The organism is Nonlabens sp. (genome assembly GCF_965657255.1).
Taxonomy (GTDB): domain Bacteria; phylum Bacteroidota; class Bacteroidia; order Flavobacteriales; family Flavobacteriaceae; genus Nonlabens.
In genome coordinates this window covers 24,991-43,959 of sequence record NZ_CBFHNM010000015.1, presented here as the reverse complement: position 1 = coordinate 43,959, position 18,969 = coordinate 24,991, and the positions used below count along the sequence as shown (strand labels likewise).

The 18,969-nt window shown below is 36.1% G+C and carries 18 protein-coding genes; 8 read left to right on the top strand and 10 right to left on the bottom strand.

All coding sequences use genetic code 11. The features are described 5' to 3' along the window. Window positions 1-23: 23 nt before the first annotated feature. Complete coding sequence (locus tag ACTF54_RS13045) at window positions 24-1,514, bottom strand: HAMP domain-containing sensor histidine kinase (RefSeq protein ID WP_347197390.1); 1,491 nt, start codon at window positions 1,512-1,514, stop codon at window positions 24-26. A 1-nt stretch (window position 1,515) separates the two neighbouring features. Continuing rightward, window positions 1,516-2,211 (bottom strand): response regulator transcription factor, encoded by a 696-nt coding sequence (locus ACTF54_RS13040; protein ID WP_347197391.1) that lies wholly within the window; start codon window positions 2,209-2,211, stop codon window positions 1,516-1,518. A gap of 123 nt (window positions 2,212-2,334) precedes the next feature. On the opposite strand from ACTF54_RS13040, the gene ACTF54_RS13035 reads away from it, so the two are divergent. Continuing rightward, on the top strand, window positions 2,335-3,228 hold the full coding sequence (locus ACTF54_RS13035; protein ID WP_438969542.1) for a hypothetical protein: 894 nt from the start codon (window positions 2,335-2,337) through the stop codon (window positions 3,226-3,228). Between the two features lie 165 nt (window positions 3,229-3,393). On the opposite strand, the gene ACTF54_RS13030 is transcribed toward ACTF54_RS13035, so the two are convergent. After that, window positions 3,394-4,686: a multidrug effflux MFS transporter gene (locus ACTF54_RS13030; RefSeq protein ID WP_347197393.1), complete on the bottom strand. Its 1,293-nt coding sequence runs from the start codon at window positions 4,684-4,686 to the stop codon at window positions 3,394-3,396. 104 nt (window positions 4,687-4,790) lie between these two features. On the opposite strand from ACTF54_RS13030, the gene ACTF54_RS13025 reads away from it, so the two are divergent. From ACTF54_RS13025 to ACTF54_RS12995, 7 genes are all read left to right on the top strand, one after another. Continuing rightward, window positions 4,791-5,474 carry a selenophosphate synthetase gene (locus ACTF54_RS13025; protein WP_438969541.1) on the top strand — a complete coding sequence of 228 codons (684 nt, stop codon included), beginning with the start codon at window positions 4,791-4,793 and terminating at the stop codon, window positions 5,472-5,474. Beyond that, window positions 5,474-6,736 (top strand): kynureninase, encoded by a 1,263-nt coding sequence (gene kynU, locus ACTF54_RS13020; protein WP_438969540.1) that lies wholly within the window; start codon window positions 5,474-5,476, stop codon window positions 6,734-6,736. The genes ACTF54_RS13025 and kynU overlap by 1 nt, the downstream gene beginning before the upstream one ends. 217 nt (window positions 6,737-6,953) lie before the next feature. Next, on the top strand, window positions 6,954-8,348 hold the full coding sequence (locus ACTF54_RS13015) for an FAD-dependent oxidoreductase (RefSeq protein WP_347197396.1): 1,395 nt from the start codon (window positions 6,954-6,956) through the stop codon (window positions 8,346-8,348). Continuing rightward, on the top strand, window positions 8,341-8,943 hold the full coding sequence (locus tag ACTF54_RS13010; RefSeq protein WP_347197397.1) for a transposase: 603 nt from the start codon (window positions 8,341-8,343) through the stop codon (window positions 8,941-8,943). Before ACTF54_RS13015 ends, ACTF54_RS13010 begins: the two co-directional genes overlap by 8 nt. A 67-nt stretch (window positions 8,944-9,010) precedes the next feature. Continuing rightward, window positions 9,011-9,415: a RidA family protein gene (locus ACTF54_RS13005; RefSeq protein WP_347197398.1), complete on the top strand. Its 405-nt coding sequence runs from the start codon at window positions 9,011-9,013 to the stop codon at window positions 9,413-9,415. 31 nt (window positions 9,416-9,446) lie between these two features. Continuing rightward, a complete protein-coding gene (locus tag ACTF54_RS13000; protein WP_347197399.1) occupies window positions 9,447-10,427 on the top strand; it encodes an isoaspartyl peptidase/L-asparaginase family protein in 981 nt (326 codons plus the stop codon). 35 nt (window positions 10,428-10,462) lie between these two features. Further along, complete coding sequence (locus tag ACTF54_RS12995) at window positions 10,463-11,773, top strand: sugar MFS transporter (RefSeq protein WP_347197400.1); 1,311 nt, start codon at window positions 10,463-10,465, stop codon at window positions 11,771-11,773. 132 nt (window positions 11,774-11,905) lie between these two features. Here the strand turns inward: ACTF54_RS12995 and ACTF54_RS12990 are convergent, their stop codons facing one another. The 7 genes from ACTF54_RS12990 to ACTF54_RS12960 all read right to left on the bottom strand — a co-directional run bounded on the left by ACTF54_RS12990 (window position 11,906) and on the right by ACTF54_RS12960 (window position 18,968). Next, complete coding sequence (locus tag ACTF54_RS12990; protein WP_347202127.1) at window positions 11,906-12,718, bottom strand: helix-turn-helix domain-containing protein; 813 nt, start codon at window positions 12,716-12,718, stop codon at window positions 11,906-11,908. A gap of 307 nt (window positions 12,719-13,025) precedes the next feature. Next, entirely contained in the window at window positions 13,026-14,312 is a 1,287-nt protein-coding gene (nqrF, locus tag ACTF54_RS12985; RefSeq protein ID WP_347195271.1) for an NADH:ubiquinone reductase (Na(+)-transporting) subunit F, read from the bottom strand. A gap of 26 nt (window positions 14,313-14,338) precedes the next feature. After that, window positions 14,339-14,953, bottom strand: coding sequence for an NADH:ubiquinone reductase (Na(+)-transporting) subunit E (nqrE, locus tag ACTF54_RS12980; RefSeq protein WP_347195270.1), 615 nt, complete (start codon window positions 14,951-14,953; stop codon window positions 14,339-14,341). A 20-nt stretch (window positions 14,954-14,973) separates the two neighbouring features. After that, window positions 14,974-15,675, bottom strand: a complete 702-nt coding sequence (locus ACTF54_RS12975; RefSeq protein ID WP_347195269.1) for an NADH:ubiquinone reductase (Na(+)-transporting) subunit D — start codon at window positions 15,673-15,675, stop codon at window positions 14,974-14,976. Window positions 15,676-15,717: 42 nt separating this feature from the next. Then, window positions 15,718-16,443 (bottom strand): NADH:ubiquinone reductase (Na(+)-transporting) subunit C, encoded by a 726-nt coding sequence (gene nqrC, locus ACTF54_RS12970; protein ID WP_347195268.1) that lies wholly within the window; start codon window positions 16,441-16,443, stop codon window positions 15,718-15,720. Between the two features lie 2 nt (window positions 16,444-16,445). Next, a complete protein-coding gene (locus ACTF54_RS12965) occupies window positions 16,446-17,621 on the bottom strand; it encodes an NADH:ubiquinone reductase (Na(+)-transporting) subunit B (protein WP_347195267.1) in 1,176 nt (391 codons plus the stop codon). 3 nt (window positions 17,622-17,624) lie between these two features. Further along, window positions 17,625-18,968: a Na(+)-translocating NADH-quinone reductase subunit A gene (locus ACTF54_RS12960; RefSeq protein ID WP_438969539.1), complete on the bottom strand. Its 1,344-nt coding sequence runs from the start codon at window positions 18,966-18,968 to the stop codon at window positions 17,625-17,627. Window position 18,969 lies beyond the last annotated feature (1 nt).

The following is an 18,969-nucleotide window of genomic DNA, read 5'->3' as shown; positions in this document are numbered from 1 at the left end:
AACCATCTAAACTAAAACCAAAACTAAACCTTCAATAAATCAAATGAAAAAATACTACCAGCAGCAGATGTACTTAGTACCTCTATTTTTGAATTATGAAGTTCGACTATTTTTTTTACTATAGCTAATCCCAATCCTGCTCCATTTTTATTATAGTCTTCTGTAGAGTGTTTAAATCGTTCAAATATTGTTTTCTGAGCCTCTGGGGAAATACCTGTGCCAGAATCATTGACACTAACTCTGCAAAAATGCTTTGTTTCTTCTAACCCCAGTATTATACTGCCAGAATCAGGAGTGAATTTTAATGCGTTATCAATTAGGTTCTGTAGTGCTCTTTCAATCAAGCTGATATCTGCATATACCAAAATATTCTTGTTTTCAAAGACATCTAGTGATAATGAAATGTTTTTATTTCTTGCTAATAACTGGTACTTAGAAACCAAATCTAAACAAAGGTCTGTAATAGAGAACTGTTCCATAATAGGCTCAATCTGTTTTGCTTCTAACTTACTGTATTCAAAAAGTTGTTCTACTAGCTTTGTAAGTTTATCGCTGTTAGAACTAATAACATTTAAATACCTTTCTATTTCTTCTTTACTTAACGACTCATTTTTTTCTTGTAAGGTCTCTGCATATCCTTTTAAAATAGCTAATGGTGTTCTTAAGTCATGTGATACGTTTGCTATCAATTGTCTTCTTAATACATCAACGTTTTTGATCTCCTCAAGATTATTATTAATTGTATTTGCCATCTCATTAAAGGTATTTGCAAAAACCGAAATATCTGTTTCTTCTGGATTCTCAATTCTAGCATTAAGGTCACCTTCCTTAAATCTTCTCGCAACTTCCGTTATCTTTCTCAAGTTCTTTGTCAAGAACCAGATCGAACCTAACCCTATAAGAATAGTAAAGATCGTAGTTAAACCAATAGCACCTAATCCAAAACTCTTTATATACTTATTAAATATATTAGCACTGGCAGTTTGATAGGCTTCTCCAGATAATATTATATATATGTAGCCGTTTTTAATTTCATTATTAAAAAAAGCTGCTGAAAAGATTTTTCTTTCTTCCGGATCCCTAGGATCGTCACCTAAACAAAAACCTTTTCCACCGGTTGACAATAAATCCTTTATAGGTTTCAAATCTACGTATTTCGAGGGTTCTTCAGAGTCATGTCTTAAAACAACAGAATATAGTACTTCACCATCTTCTCCTAACATATAAACCTCAATACTTCTGTTAACAGCCATCATATCGTGCATTAAATCTCCAAAAACTGTTTTATTTACACTACCGTCCTCCAGAAAAGGTGGTGTTTCATCAGAAAATTTCTCATCAATCAGATGTTGAGCAAGTGGTGCATTAATTTCCTGTTGAGTAGCGAGATGATGCTGATTTGAGTAATAATTGGTAATTAAAATGTAGCAAATAGCCATACCTACTATTAAAATACTAAGTGCTAACCACAATTTGAAGACCAACTTTGGTGTTAAGGTCGTTTCTTTTTTCATCTCAAATCTCTTCGTTAAACCTATAACCTATTCCCCATGTTGTTAATACATAAATAGGATGAGACATATCTGGTTCTATTTTAGCTCTCAATCTATTTACGTGTGAATTTACCGTGTGCTCATATCCAGAGAAATTATAGCCCCAAATAATATCCAACAATTCAGATCTACTATAGCTTCTGCCTGGATGATTAGCTAGTAAAACCAAAAGTTCAAATTCCTTAGGTGATAACTCTACCTTGTGGCCATTTAATGTCACACGACGCATTTCAATATTTAGTTTAAGCTCTCCAAAATCTAATTCAGCTTTCTCTGAAGTGGTGGATGCTGTCTTTTCACTTCTTCGCATCACCGCTTTTGCTCTTGCTTTCAGTTCTCTTATAGAAAAGGGTTTAGTAATATAATCATCTGCCCCTAATTCTAGACCGACAACTTTATCAATCTCTTCACTCTTTGCAGTGACCATTATTAAAGGTGTATTTTTAACCTTTCTCAATTCTCTACAAACTTCAACCCCATTCATTATAGGAATAGAAAGATCTAATAATATAAGGTCGTAATCGTTTGCTAATGCTTTATCAAGTGCAGAGCGCCCATCATGTAAACATTCTACAGTGGCGTTCAAGTCCTTCATGTTTATTTTCAGTAGATCAGCGATTTCTAAATCATCTTCTACTATAAGTATGCGATTTTCCATAATTCAAATCAATAAAAAGCGTATCACAAAACCCTCACGATATATTTTGAAAAGTTGATCTTACTGTTATAAGCCTGGGATAAGGTAAGAGTTAGTTTGTACAGTAAATTTAAAGCAATTAACATGAAAACTTACTTATCAATTGCAGCCCTATCGTTAGTACTCATAACAGGATGTTCTAACGACGACGATGCAGCAAACACCAGTCAAACAAGAAATCTTACTCTCAATCTTAATGGTCTAGAAAATTTAGGCACCAGATTTGCTTATGAAGGTTGGGTAATGGTCGACGGTTCACCAGTAACAACTGGAGTATTTACAGTAAATAATTCTGGCGATTTAAGTCAATCCTCTTTTCCTGTAGCTACCGAAACACTCGACAACGCTACCGCTTTTATCTTAACTATTGAACCTAGCCCAGACAATGATCCAGCTCCAGCAGATTCTAAATACCTAGCAGGTGAATTTAATGCTGACATTGCAACTATCTCAACTAATTTTGGGCCTGCACCAGGCGATTTCACAAACGCAAGCGGATCTTTTTTCCTGAGAACTCCTACTGATGAGACCGGAGTTAATAATGGTAACGATACTTATGGCGTATGGTTTGGTCTTCCTGGTATGCCACCTGTGGCAGACACTAACTTACCTACTTTACCTGCCGGATGGATTTATGAAGGTTGGGTAATAGGAGATGCAGGTCCCATTTCTACTGGTACATTTTTAGATTTTAATGGTAGAGACAGTTCTAATGGATTTTCTGGAACAGAGAACAATGCAGGACCACCAGTACCAGGAGAAGATTTTTTTCGCAATTTACCAGTTGGCGAGTCGTTACCATTTGATGTAACTGGTCGCAATGTTGTAATAACTGTAGAACCAGTGCCAGATAATTCTCCAGCGCCATTTACACTAAAACCATTGGCTAAAATTGCAACTGGAGATACCGCTCCTAATGAACAGTCATTTAATAATAACGTGACTGCAAGTTTTCCTACAGGAACAGTAAGTAGATAAAACATTTTGGTTGGTTAGTTGGAAAGCGCTCTGTGTTTAAAGGTCATGGAGCGTTTTCTTTTTACGTATTACTTATTCTCGAGGAACCTATCCTATTATATATATGTATGTTTATTCCGCTTTCGCGAAAGCGGAACAATAAAAATCCTGGTAAGAATTTATAAACTATATGTCAGATAATTGCTCATCTCTTTTCTTAGATTTATAAGGATGTTTCAAATAGGCTTTTGCAAAAGCATAACCTTGAGCATAATTCATTCTAAAATACTCTACAGCAATATGAGCTAGCAAAGCGCTTAAAGATAACATTGCAAATAGTGGAAACAGAGAAATGTTGACATATTTAGAAACATACCAGCTAGCTATAGAACCGAATATCATACTAACCGCACCTACAAAAGCACTAGCGCTACCAGCACGTTTTGTAAAAGGATTTAATGCTAGCGCGGTGACATTAGGGTTTTGAAAACCTATACAAGTCATCATAAAAAACAGTGTAGGATAAACGACCCAAAATACAGGAGTAAAATTCCAAACATAAATAAATCCGAATCCAGTGATCAAGACCAATAATAAACTGACTACATAAGTGATTTGGAAAGTAGTAAAACGTGTCAATGCTAAACGATTGAACTGGCTACCGGCAATCAATCCTGCAGCATTACTACCAAAAATGTAGGCAAAGTTCTCCTGACTCATTTCAAAAAAATCTAGAAAGATAAAAGGTGCAGCGGCCACATATCCTAGTAATAGACCTATCACAAAGCCTCTTGCTGTAGAAAAAACGAAGAAATCACGCTGCTTATAAATACCTATATATTCTCGCAAAACCGGTAATGGGTGCAAACTCGTTGCTCGATTGGGTTTAGAACTTTCTGGTAATATAAAAATTACATTAAACAACATTAATGCTGCAAAACCAGCTAATCCAAAGAAGATCATTTCCCAGTGGTAATGCTGGATAACAAAACCACCTATAGTAGGCGCTATAATAGGAGCAATTCCCATGATCAACATTAATGTAGAAAGTACATCAGCCACTTTATCTTCATCAAACAAATCTCTAACTATTGCTTTACTTGCCACCATTCCTGCGCAAGCACCTAACGAAGTAAAAAACCTCAAGGTTGCGAGAGAAGTTACATCCCAGGCATAAGCACTCATAATGCTAGTTAATATATATAAGACCAGTCCAAAAATAAGCGGCTTTCTTCTACCGTATCGATCCATTAAAGGTCCATAAGCGAGTTGACCAAGACCTATACCTATAAAATAAGTGGTTAATGTTAGACCTATGGCACTGGTATCTACTTTAAAATCTCCAGCAATTTGTTTAAAAGCAGGCAAGTAAGCATCAATTGAAAATGGCCCAACGGCAATTAAAGTACCTAAAACAAGTATAATACTTGTTTTACGACCTTTACTCATTTTATTTTTTTCTACCAGCTTCACTTTCATTTTGCAAAATTACGTTTTCGACTAATCTTTGTTTAGATTATTCACAAAGCTTTACCATTTCATAACGCTCTAGAATTTGTATTTTTAACGAACAAAAAATATCCATGAAAAATACCTTTTTAATAGTGTGTTTATTGATTGCAGCAACCAGTTGTAAAAACGATTCAAAACCTGATGCTCCTACAAAGGTTGAAGAGATTTCAACCCCACAACAACTTGCACAAACTGCCGGAATTAATAATTGGAACGATGTAGAAGAGATCAAATTTACTTTTAACGTAGATAAAAATGGAACTACTGTTATGAGTAGAAAGTGGAAATGGAATCCTAATACTGATGCTGTACAGTTAATCGCTCGAGAAGATACTGTCAACTATAATCGTAAAGCTGCACTTGACAGTATTCAAATCAGTACAGATCGTGGATTTATCAATGATGTGTATTGGTTACTACCAGAATATAAATTGATATGGGATCAAGGAACTAGCATTACTGAAGAGAAATCTCAAATTGCTCCTATTTCTAAAGAAACCCTAGATAAAGTGACTATATTATATACGGGCGATGGTGGTTATACTCCTGGCGATGCGTACGATTTGTATTATGACAAAGACCATAAAGTTAGAGAATGGGCCTACCGCCGTCAAAATGATACAGCAATAGGAATGGCTACTACATTTGAGGATTTTAAAACCCTTAAAGGTTTGACCTTTGCTACGACTCATAAAACAGCAGATGGATCCACTAACATTAATTTTACCGATATAGAAATTACTAAAAAGAAGTAATGAATTTTAAGACCGACCATAATTTTGCATTAGAATTAGATAAGAGTGATTCTTTATCTCGCTTTCGCGAAAGCTTCCATATTCCAAAACACACCGATGGGACAGACTCCATCTATTTATGTGGTAATTCCTTAGGCTTACAACCACGACAGACCAAAACCTTCTTGAATCAAGAACTAGATGATTGGGCACGATTAGGTGTGGAAGGTCATTTTCATGCAGCACATCCCTGGATGCCGTATCATGAGTTTCTCGCAGATACAACAGCAAAAATAGTTGGCGCAAAGCCTCATGAAGTGGTCATCATGAACACGTTGACTACTAATCTTCATTTAATGATGGTTAGTTTTTACCAACCTAAAGGCAAGCGCACTAAAATCATCATCGAGGCAGACGCTTTTCCTAGCGATCGATATGCTGTAGCATCACAAGTAAATTTTCATGGTCACGACGATAAAGAAAATGTTATCGAGTGGTCACCACGACCTGGAGAGCATACTCCAAGACTGGAAGATCTTGAAAACCTACTTATAGAACAAGGAGATGAAATCGCACTAATTATGGTAGGTGCCGTTAATTATTATACCGGTCAGTTTTTTGACTTAAAGAAAATTACAGAACTAGGACATGCTGCAGGAGCAATGGTAGGTTTTGACTGCGCACACGGCGCAGGAAATGTAGATTTACAATTGCATGATTCTGGAGCAGACTTTGCCGTATGGTGTACCTATAAGTATATGAATTCTGGACCTGGTAGTTTAGGTGGTTGTTTTGTTCATGAAAGACATGCAAACAATCCTGAGCTACCAAGATTCACAGGTTGGTGGGGACACAATAAAGACACACGCTTTAAAATGCGTGACGATTTTGAACCCATGCACGGTGCCGAAGGCTGGCAACTATCTAATCCACCTATATTAAGTATGGTGGCGATAAGAGCAAGTTTAGACTTATTTGCACAAGCAGGTTTTGATAATCTGAGAAAGAAGTCCATCCAGCTTACTAACTATTTAGAATACCTTTTAAAAAACCTAGAAGGCGACCGCATTTCTATTATCACACCTATTAACGCTAAAGATCGTGGTTGTCAATTATCCCTAGCCGTTAAAAATGCAGACAAATCTTTATTTGAAGCCATCACTGCAAAAGGCGTGATTGCCGACTGGCGTGAGCCAGATGTAATACGTATTGCTCCAGTACCGCTTTATAATAATTATGAAGATTGCTGGAGATTTGTGGATGTGTTGAAGAGTGAAATGTAGTTGAGGAATGAGGAATGAGGAAAATGTCAGTTCGAGCGCAGGTTCCAGTCCTCAAAACTTATGAAGAATCTAAATCAATAAAAGCTGACTTCAGTCGGCGTAATAAAAGAACGCCAAAGGCAATGGAGCCATTTCATGGCGGCAGACTTCAGTCTGACAGCAATAAAGAAAATATTTTAGTCTAAGTACTTTGTACTAGATACTAAATACTAAGAAAATGAAAACAAACAATAAAAAAACCAAAATCCTTATCACTGGCGCTGGACTTTGTGGTTCATTACTCGGACTGCGACTGGCACAAAAAGGATATCAAGTAGATATATTAGAAAGACGTCCAGATATGCGTAAGGCAATTGTAGATGGTGGACGTTCTATTAATCTGGCATTATCTGATCGCGGACTTGCAGCCTTAAAACTGGTAGGACTAGAAGAAAAAGTACGAGAGTTGTGTATTCCTATGAACGGTCGTTTGATTCACGATGTAGAAGGAAACACCTTTGCTTCTAACTACAGTGGTCGTGATGGAGAATATATCAATTCCATCTCTAGAGAAGAATTGAATAAGCTTTTACTCGATGAGGCCGATAAATACGAAGATGTTCAAATAGACTTTGATGATGCAGTGACTGCCGTAGATTTAAAAAACGCCTCAGTTACTTATCACGATTCTGAAACTGATACAGAAAAAGAATGGAAAGCAGATATCATTTTAGGAACCGATGGTGCAGGATCTGTGGTGCGCAAAGCAATGATGAAACAGCGAGACTTTTTGTTCTCGCATAGTATGAACTGGTTACCGCACGGTTATAAAGAGTTGAACATTCCACCTACAGAAGCTGGAAAATGGCGTATTGAGAAAAACTTCTTGCACATATGGCCACGTGGTGGTTTTATGTTGATTGCGTTACCTAATCTCGATGGTAGTTTCACGCTTACTTTGTTCATGCAGTACGATGGTGATGGACCAGCTTTCAATAAGATTAAAACAGACGACGAAATCACAGAATTCTTCACTACTTACTTTAAAGATGTAATGGAACACATACCAGATTTGATCGATCAGTACCATACTAATCCTACTCCACCGCTAGGCACGGTACGTTGTTCTCCATGGACGGCTTACGGCACCAGTCTGATAATGGGTGACGCTGCTCACGCCATTGTACCGTTTTATGGTCAAGGAATGAATGCCAGTTTTGAAGACGTTGTAGTTTTTGATCAGATGATTGATAAAAATCAAACTTGGGCTGATGCCTTCACCGCATTCTCCTCAGCAAGAAAACCAGATGCTGATGCAATCGCAAATTTGGCTTTGGACAACTTTGTAGAAATGAGAGATAGCGTTGCCAACCCAAACTTCCAGTTGAAACGACAGATTGAAATGCGACTAGAGTCCGCTTTCGCGAAAGCGGAATACCAATCTAAATACTCTTTAGTAACTTTCCCAGAAGAAGGAATAAGCTATGAGACAGCCATGCTACGTGGACGAGCGCAAGACAAAGCGATCTTATGGCTGCTAGAAAACGACAAAATTAAAATAGAAGACGATTTAAACGATTTATTAAAAGCGATCCAGCAAAAAACCGAAGAGGTGTTGTGGTTGCGTGGATAAATTAAAGAATCGAGATAGAAAAGACCCCAAAGGTTTGCGAAACCTTTGGGGTCTTTTCATTAAATTTACCAAGATGGAAAAATACGACCTTCTAGAACCAGAGCAACACTATCACATTTACAATCAGGGAAATGATAGTATTAACTTGTTTAAAAACGAAGGTAACTACCTGTTTTTCTTACAGCGTTTTGAAAAGTATATAACTCCGGTGGCTCACATTTATGCTTATGCCTTGATGCCAAATCACTTTCATTTCTTAGTTCAAATAAAGACTGATTCAAATGAGAAAACAGCATCTCAAGCTTTTGCTAATTTATTCAACAGTTATGCTAAGGCTTTTAATAAACAGCAAAATAGAAGTGGTAGCCTTTTCAGAAGAAAATTTAGAAGAAAGAAAATTGGAAGTCAGCGGTATTTAGAAAATACATTAATTTACATTCACAATAATCTAGTAAAACATGGTTATTCAAATAGTGCGATAGAATATCCATGGACATCCTATCATAATTATTTGACAATAGAAGAAACCTTTATTAATAAATATGCTGTTGAATGGTTTAAAGGGATTAAAAAATTTAAAATAGGGCACGAATAATTCAATACACTCCAAAGGTTTTGAAAACCTGTGGGGTATGATCGAGATAATATTAAACAACAACAACATGGCAGTATTAAAAGATAAAGCAAAACCTAGAGGAAAGTATCCACATATCAAACGAGTAGGCGATTTCTTATTTGTATCAGGAACGAGTAGTCGCAGAAAAGACAACACCTTTGCAGGTGTTGAAGTGGATGAGATGGGAACGACTAACCTGGACATCAAAGCACAGACAGCTGCAGTACTTGAGAACATAGATGCGATTCTTCAAACGGAAGGTGCTTCTATTAAAGATGTAGTAGATGTCACAACGTTTTTAGTAAACATGAATGATTTTGGCGGTTATAATGAAACCTACGGTGAGTTCTTTGATTATGAAGGACCTACTAGAACTACTGTTGCCGTGCATCAATTACCACATCCACATTTATTGATTGAGATTAAGGCGATGGCATATAAACCAATGTAATGTTCCGTATTAAATTGGTAAATTCAATTTTATGAACCGACGTAAATTCATCATCAAAAGTACACAGGCTGGTGTTGCCCTTTCATTAGGAACAACGTTACTGGCTTGCGTGGATAAAGAAAAACCTCCTATGATCGATAAAAAACAACCTGTAGCCATATGTACCTGGGCATTTACAAAAGCAAATCTTATTGCAGGAAAAGCACTTGATGAAGGTATGAATGCACTAGACGCAGCCATAAAAGGAGTTGCCGTGGAAGAAGAAAACCTTAAAAACACAACGGTAGGAAAAGGTGGCGCACCAGATCGTGAAGGAAATGTAACTCTTGACGCCTGTGTAATGGATTCTAACGGTGATTGTGGTGCGGTGGTTTGCGTAGAGCATATTACCAATGTTGCAGCACTAGCAAAGGTAGTCATGGAAGAAACTCCTCACGTGATGTTAGCAGCAGATGGCGCAGAAGAACTTGCTTATAAGTATGGTTTTAAAAAAGAAAACCTGCTAACAGATTCCTCTGAAAAAGCGTATCGAGAATGGTTAAAAGACAGCGAATACAAACCTATTATCAATATTGAGAACCACGACACCATAGGAATGCTGTGCATGGATCAAAATGGTGATATTGCTGGAGCATGTACCACATCTGGACTTTCTTATAAAATGAAAGGTCGTGTAGGTGACTCTCCTATAATAGGTGCTGGATTATTTATAGATAATGAGATAGGTGGCGCTGCCGCTACAGGAATGGGAGAAGAAATTATGAAAAATGTAGGTAGCTTTCTAATCGTTGAATTAATGCGACAGGGAAAATCACCACAACAAGCTTGTGAAGAGGCATTGCATAGAATTACTGCAAAAAATAAAAATACAGAAAACTTCCAAGTAGCTTATATTGCCATGAATAAGGCTGGAGAAACGGGAAGCTATTGTATCCATTCTGGATTTTCTAGAATGGAGTATAAAAACTCTGTAAATACTAGAATAGAATCTGCAGCATATTTGAAAGTTTAAAAAAACTATTATCTACCTATAAACAACCACCATTAATGGAAACCAAAAAGAATTACACTTCTGCATTTATAATAATAACCATTCTCTTTTTTCTATGGGGATTTATCACCGTGTTGGTTGATAGTCTCGTACCTAGATTACGGGAGGTTTTTGAATTAAGTTATGGAATGATCGCTTTTTTACAGTCGGCATTTTTTGTAGCGTACTTTGTATTTTCCATTCCAGCAGGTGTAATAATTTCAAAAGTTGGCTATCAAAGAGGTGTTGTCATAGGTTTAATCACGATGTCTGTAGGTTGTCTATTATTTTATCCAGCCTCAGAGTTTCGCCTTTTTGGTGTTTTTCTACTAGCCTTTTTTACTCTCGCTGGTGGAATTACCATTTTACAAGTAGCCGCAAATCCATATGTTGCTGTTCTTGGACCTGAAGAAAAAGCAAGTAGCCGTCTTAACTTGTCACAAGCATTTAATTCCTTTGGAGCTACTATTGCCCCTATGGTAGGTGCTGCTTACCTACTTAGTGATAAAATTTTAACTAGTGATGAAATAAAGTCTTTGTCAGTAGCAGAGAAAGATGCTTATTATATTCAAGAAGCATCTGCAGTTCAATCTCCTTTCTTATTATTCTCTTTTATCATATTTCTATTAGGAATAACATTCTTATTTATAAAGTTGCCTAAGATACTAGAAGGTGAAAACACTGGGACTTACAAAAAGGCATTAGGTAAAAAGTCTGTTTGGTTAGGGATTTTAGGAATCTTCTTTTACGTAGGTGCAGAGGTTACTATAGGTACTGCTGCTGTGACGTATTTTATGGAAATGAATCTTGATTCCATAATAAAAGAAACACCTGTACTTAAGAATCTTTCTTTTTCTATTATTGAAATATTCGGCGGTACAACCACAAATATAGATGGCAAAGGAATCGTAGGTGCTTTTCTCACATTCTACTGGTTAGGAGCAATGATAGGTCGTTTTATAGGTTCTTATCTAACTAAAATATTTAAGCCTACTATCATCTTAAGTGTTTTTGGTCTCACAGCTGTTTCCTTAATTTTAATGAGCGTTTCTACTACTGGATTAGTTTCCATGTGGTCGTTACTAGCCGTTGGACTTTTTAATTCTATCATGTTTCCAACTATTTTTACTATAACTTTAGAAGGTCAAGGCGATCTAAAGCCTAAAATATCTGGTTTGCTTTGTATGGCAATCGTAGGTGGTGGTGTGATCTTACCTATTTTCGGATTCATAGTAGATCATTCTGGATTTAAAGTAGCACTAACCGTGCTCACTCTTTGTTATGGATACATCGCTTATTTTGCTTACCGCAATTACTCTAAAGCATAGTTTTAAACGACAAAGGGTCTTCAGTTTGTTAGCCCAATAGCTGGCAATTAATGTCGTTATAAATTATTAGTTTCGCTTTCGCGAAAGCGAAACCCTATTTATAATTGAAGTACAGTTAAAACCAACAATTTGCTACTGGTCTTTGATAAATTTTCTAGAAAGAGCTTGTGTAAGCAATGGGTTATAAACGTTTTTATAATTAGTAACACTCTGTCCTAAAAACTTTTTAAAATCCTTTTCGAAATGTGAATGGTCAAAATAATTGTATCGGGCGACCAATGTACTAATCTGGATATCTTGATTGTGTTCTACTTCTCTGATCACATAATTAAACCGCACAAGACATATAAAACGATAAGGTGTAGATCCCACTTCTTTTTTGAACAATCGCTCTAATGTTCTTTCGGAAAAAGAAACCTGTTTTAGCAAATCAGCTAATCTGATCAAACCTTTTTTCTCATAGATAAAATCCACAATAGGCGTAGATGTCAAAGGTTTACCCCATGCACTATAGAATGAACCTAAATATCGATCTGTAATAAGCGCCAGTTCATGTACATCCTTTACATCTTTAAGTTCTTCATACAGCTCTTTACATACATCATTACATACATAATCACTAAGATCGTACAACTTATTACGGCTATCCATACCTGGAATACCAGTTATATTATAAAGAACGTGGTTGGGCAACTCAAATGTAATCCAAGTATTACCTTCATGGGCTGTGATATTAAAATAATCACCAGTTCCTTTGATTAAACACTTAGGTACGTCCACGTTATTGCATTGATGATCCAATGCTATAAAATCCCCATAACAAAACATTAGGTAACTGTAACCATAATCATTTATGAGCATAGGCATCGTATCGGTGTCGTAATCAATCCTAACTACATCTTTAAAAAATGAATGTTTAAATAACGGATCTGACAAAAACTGCATAGGACAAGGGTTTGATCAAAATTACCAATGTAATTTTATAAAACCTTGTAAAAATCCGACAGATTTAAAGATAAAAATATAATTTAATTACAAAATCAGACGATCTTACCTTCATACCTTAATGAATAGTAAGAAAACAAACTGAACCTATTAGAGTTCAAGATTACTTAGCATTTTGAGAAAATATTGATCAGAAAGGAATTAAAGAGTATTAATTAACGATAAGAGTTGAACCTGATTAAATGAAAAAAATAGAGCACAAAAAAACCCAACATTTTAATGTTGGGTTGTAACTAGTAAAAAATAATTATCCTCCAAAATCATCAAAACGAATGTTCTCAGGATCTACACCAAAATCTTCGGCCATTTTACCAACAGCGTTGTTCATTAATGGTGGACCACAGAAATACACTTCAAGGTCTTCTGGTGCATCGTGTTTATTTAAATATTGATCAATAACTACTTGATGTATGAAACCAACAAAACCATCTCCTTCACTATTGATATCTTCTTTTACTTTCCAATTATCTTCCTCCATAGGTTCAGATAAAGCTAGATAAAATTTAAAGTTAGGAAATTCACGTTCTAATGAACGGAAGTGCTCAATGTAAAACAATTCTCTTTTAGAACGACCACCATACCAATAAGTAACTTTACGATTAGTTTTCAAGGTTTTGAAAAGTTCATACAAGTGGGAACGCATTGGTGCCATTCCTGCTCCACCACCTACATAAAGCATTTCTGCTTCAGAGTGATTAATAAAGAATTCTCCATAAGGACCAGATACCACTACTTTATCTCCTTCTTTCTGGTTAAAGATGTAAGAACTTGCGATACCAGGATTAACATCCATCCATCCATTCTTTGCTCTATCCCATGGCGGCGTTGCTATACGTACATTCAGCATAATCTCACGACCTTCTGCAGGGAAAGAAGCCATTGAGTAAGCTCTTTCTACAGTTTCTCCATTTTTCATTACTAATGGCCATAAGTTGAACTTATCCCATTCCGCTTTGAATTTATCTGGTGAATCATGTTCTTCTGGGTGGGCAGTAATATCCATATCCTCAAAACGAACTTCACATTTAGGAATTTCGATTTGAATATATCCACCAGCTTCATAATGCATATCTTCTGGTAAGCGCACTACAAATTCCTTAATAAAAGAGGCTACATTGTAATTACGTACAACGGTTGCTTCCCATTTTTTGATACCAAAAACTTCCTCTGGAATCTCGATGGTCATGTCTTGTTTTACTTTAACCTGACAACCTAATCTCCATCCTTCAGCAATTTCTTTTCTTGTAAAATGAGGTACTTCAGTTGGTAAAATTGATCCACCACCTTCAGTTACTATACATTTACACTGTACACAGGTACCACCACCACCACAAGCAGATGGTAAAAATAATTTATTATCTCCTAAAGTACCTAGAAGCGTACTTCCAGAACCTGTCGTAATATCCTTTTCTCCATTTACGTTGATAGTAACTGGTCCGGATGGCAACAATTTAGATTTTGCTCCTAAAAGGAGAGAAACTAATAATAAAGTAAGCGTCAAGAATATGACAATACTCGCTAAAATTGTGATCATGTTAGAATCCATATCTATGTTTTCTTTTAAATTTCTATTCCCATAAAACTCATAAAGCCTAAAGCCATAAGTCCTGTGATTATAAATGTTATTCCTAATCCTCTAAGCGGTGCAGGTACGTTTGAATATGTTATTTTTTCACGTATTGCGGCAATAGCCAAAATAGCCAGGAAAAAACCAATACCACTTCCTATACCATAAGTCGCAGCTTCTGAAATACCTGAAAAATCTTTTTGTTGCATGAATAAAGAACCACCTAAAATCGCACAATTTACTGCAATTAAAGGAAGGAAAATACCCAAGGCACCGTATAAAGCAGGAGCAAATCGCTCTACTACCATTTCAACTAGCTGTACCATACTTGCAATAACCGCAATGAACATAATAAAACTGAGGAAAGATAAATCTACTGATGCATAGTCTGCACCTAACCACTCCAGAGCACCAGGCTTTAACAGATAGGTATCCAACAAAAAATTAATAGGTACCGTAATTCCTAATACAAACACAACCGCTGCTCCTAAACCAACAGCTGTCTTAACAGATTTAGAAACTGCTAGATAAGAACACATGCCCAAGAAATAGGCAAAAACCATATTCTCAATAAAGATACTTTTTACGAAAAGATTAATTAAATCCATTTGATTTTTTATTTCTTAAGTTAGTTTTGTTCTATTAATTGACGACTGCGACTACGCTGTACCCAGATGATTAAACCTACTGTAATCAAAGCCATAGGGGATAATAACATTAAACCATTGTTAGAATAACCAGCTTCATACCATGAGTCTGGTATTATCTGATAGCCTAAAAGTTTTCCAAAGCCTAAGAATTCTCTAAAAAATGCTACAAGAATAAGTATAAAAGCATATCCTGCTGCATTCCCTATTCCATCTAAAAAAGACTTATAAACACCATTTCCTAATGCAAAAGCTTCTAAACGTCCCATTACAATACAGTTGGTGATGATCAACCCTACGAAAACAGAAAGTTGTTTAGAAACATCATAAGCATATGCTTTTAATATTTGATCCACTAAAATTACAAGTGCCGCAACAACAACTAACTGCACAATAATTCTAATTCTTGAAGGAATTAGATTACGTAGTAAGGATATAATCATATTACTGAAAGCCATTACAGCCATTACAGCAAGTGACATCACGATAGCTGGCTCTAATTTTACAGTAATTGCAAGTGCACTACAAATACCTAATACTTGTACAGTAATTGGATTATTATCAGTTAACGGATCAGAAAGGAGCTTTCTGTTCTTCTTACCCAAAAGTCCTTCCCTTTCATCAGTATCTGATAGAAAAAGAATAAGATCTTCTTTTTTTGTTAAATTTTTATTTTCAGCCATTATGGTTGTTTTTATATCGCTTCCGCGAAAGCGTAACTAAAATTAGTTAAATGCTACTTTTACGTTAGTATTATTTTTGAAATAAGGAAGGTAGTTAATTAGACGCTCTGATATCATATCTGTAACACCATCACCAGTGATCGTTGCTCCAGATATTGCATCAACAGCATTATCGTCCTTATTATCGCCACCTTGATATCCCTTTACAACAGAAACACCTACAAAATTACCTGACTCATCAAGAATTTTCTCATCGTCAAAAGCTTTCTTAAACCACATTTGAGTGATTTCACCTCCTAAACCAGGAGTTTCTGCTTTATGATCAAAAACAGCACCTTTAATAGTATTTACATCATCTTTAAGAGCAACATAACCCCATATTGCATCCCAAAGACCTTTACCTCTTAATGGAACGATATAGTATTTTGACCCTTCAATGTCAGCAATATATAGAGGGAAAGCTTGTTCCTCAACGTTCTTCTTAAGTTCCTTCTTTAAGTCAACTTCAAAAGCATTTACATCCTTTTTTTCTTGGCCGTTATTATCTAAAGCAATTCTCTCTACAATATATTTATCAAAAGGAATTTGAGCGCTATCTCTTGCCACCTCAATACCAACTGTACCAAGGATATTTTGCATCTTTTCGTTCTTTACATTCTCCGCTTGTTCTGGTTGTAATGATGTAGCTGTTAAAGCTAAGGCACTAGCAACTACCGCAATAAGCAATACTACAAATAAGAATGTATAAGCATTTGAATTTCTATCCATTTCTAAGCTGTTTGAAGATTAGCCTTTGCTTTTGCAAGGCGTTTTTTACGTTTGTTCACATTTCCTTGAATCACATAATGATCAATGGTCGGAGCAAATACATTCATCAATAATATTGCTAACATAATACCTTCAGGATATGCTGGATTAAAGACACGTATCATAACACCAAAGAAACCACAAAGGAAACCATAAATCCATTTACCTTTCATGGTTTGAGCTGCACTTACTGGATCTGTTGCCATAAAAACTAATCCAAAAGCTAATCCACCAACAACAAGGTGCATGTACCAATCAAATTCCATTAGAGCATTAAGTCCAAAAGCGTTAAAAATCAATCCCATAACAGCAGCACCTGCAAAACCACTCACAATTATGCGCCAACTACCTACTTTAGTTAATATTAAAATGGCAGCACCAATTAAAACCGCTATAGTAGACGTTTCTGAAACCGACCCAGGAATAAACCCAGCTGCAGCATCAAAAAAGTTGTAAGCTACAGATTTACCTTGTGCAAGAGTTCCCAAAATAGTCTCTCCTGAAATACTATCTGTGGCACCTTGATGTACCCAAATAGCGTTACCAGACATGTATAATGGATAAGCAAAGAAAGCAAATGCACGAGCTGTAAGCGCTGGATTTAATATATTCATTCCTGTCCCACCAAAAGCCTCCTTACCTATTAATACAGCAAAAGCTACAGAAATAGCAAGCATCCACAAAGGAATGTCAACTGGGAAAATCATAGGTATCAATAAACCAGTTACTAAATAACCTTCATTTACCTCATGACCTCTATAAATTGCAAAAATAAATTCTATCGTTAATCCTACGATATAACTAACTAGAATTAGTGGTGTTACTAATATAGCACCTTCAATAAATGCATCCATAAACGGAACATCCGTTACGTTTGCAAGGCCCATCTCTTGATATAAATACTGCGCACCTGTATTCCACATTCCAAAAAGTAATGCTGGAATTAAAGCAAGAACTACTGTGATCATAGTTCTCTTTAAATCTACCACATCACGCACGTGTGCACCTTTCTTAGTGGTGTGATTAGGCGTGAATAAAAACGTATCAAAAGCATTGATCGCCGGAGCAAACTTTTCTAATTTTTGTCCTGGCTCAAAAGGCTTTCTAGCCTGGTCTAATTTGTTTCTAACCCATTTCATATGTTATCCTACTTCTGTTATCATTAAATCTAATCCTAGACGAATCACTTCTTGAGCCTCTAGTTTAGACGTATTTGTAAAATCAATAAGAGCAAAATCTTCAGGTGCTACTTCATAGATCCCTAGATTTTCCATTTTTTCAATATCACCTGCCATACAAGCCTTTATAAGCTGTAATGGATAAATATCCATAGGCATTACTTCTTCCATCTCACCAGTAACCACTAACGCACGATCTTCACCATTTAGGTTAGTGTTCACCTCTTTTTTCCCTCCGAAAAGTTTAGAAAAAGACGTACCTGCATTTGAAGGAACATCGTTACGTGTAAAAGGCAACCACCCTAGAAAAGCATATTGGTTTCCTTCTGGAATTAATGTTAAGGTATTGTGATAAAAGTTAATAAATTGATCATTGCTCAATTTATCTCCTGTAAGCACATCACCAGAAATAATACGTGTATTATCAGTATCTACTGTACCTACTAACGTTTTTACATTTGCACCAGCAATTGTCTTGTAATATTTACGATCTTCATCCTTAACTGCTGTCCCAACTAAAGCAACCGTTCTTTCTGGCTTATATTCACCAGTTAAGAAAAGGTTACCGATTGTAGCAACATCTTCTGCACCTACGGTCCAAACTCTTTCTCCCATGTTGATAGGATCAATTTTATGAATTTGCACACCAACGTTTCCTGCTGGATGCGTCCCTTTTACCGTATGCACATCTGCATCAGAAACATCTTTTAAACCTGATTTTTTACCTACAGAAAGATGCACTTTACCACTAGTCAATTTACTTAAAGCCGTAATACCAGCTTGAAAAGCTTCTTTCTTGTCAGCAAGAATAAACTCAGGATCACCAGCAAGTGGTGCTGTAGCGTATGCTGAAATAAAAATAGCCTTAGGAGTATCCTCAGAATTTGCAACAATACTGTAAGGTCTTTGAATAATGAAAGGCCAGCAACCGCTCTCAAGAAGGATAGATTTTACCTGTTCACCACTTGCATTAGAAAGATCTAATTTCCCATGATTTACAACTTCATTACTAGCATTTGCAGTAATTTTAACCTCTAAAATACGTCTTTTTGCACCACGTAAAATTTCAGTAATTGTACCACTCACAGGAGAGCAAAACTTTACTTTTTCATCATACTTGGAATAAAAAATAGGTTCACCAGCTTTTACAGCAGCTCCTTCCTTAAGAATTAACTTAGGAACAACTGCATGAAAATCCGCAGGTTTGATAGCATAAATTGAGGATTGAGAGGCATTAACAATTTTCTTGTCTGCCTCACCTTTGAGCTTTAAATCAAGCCCTTTTCTTACTCTAATGTCCTTTGACATA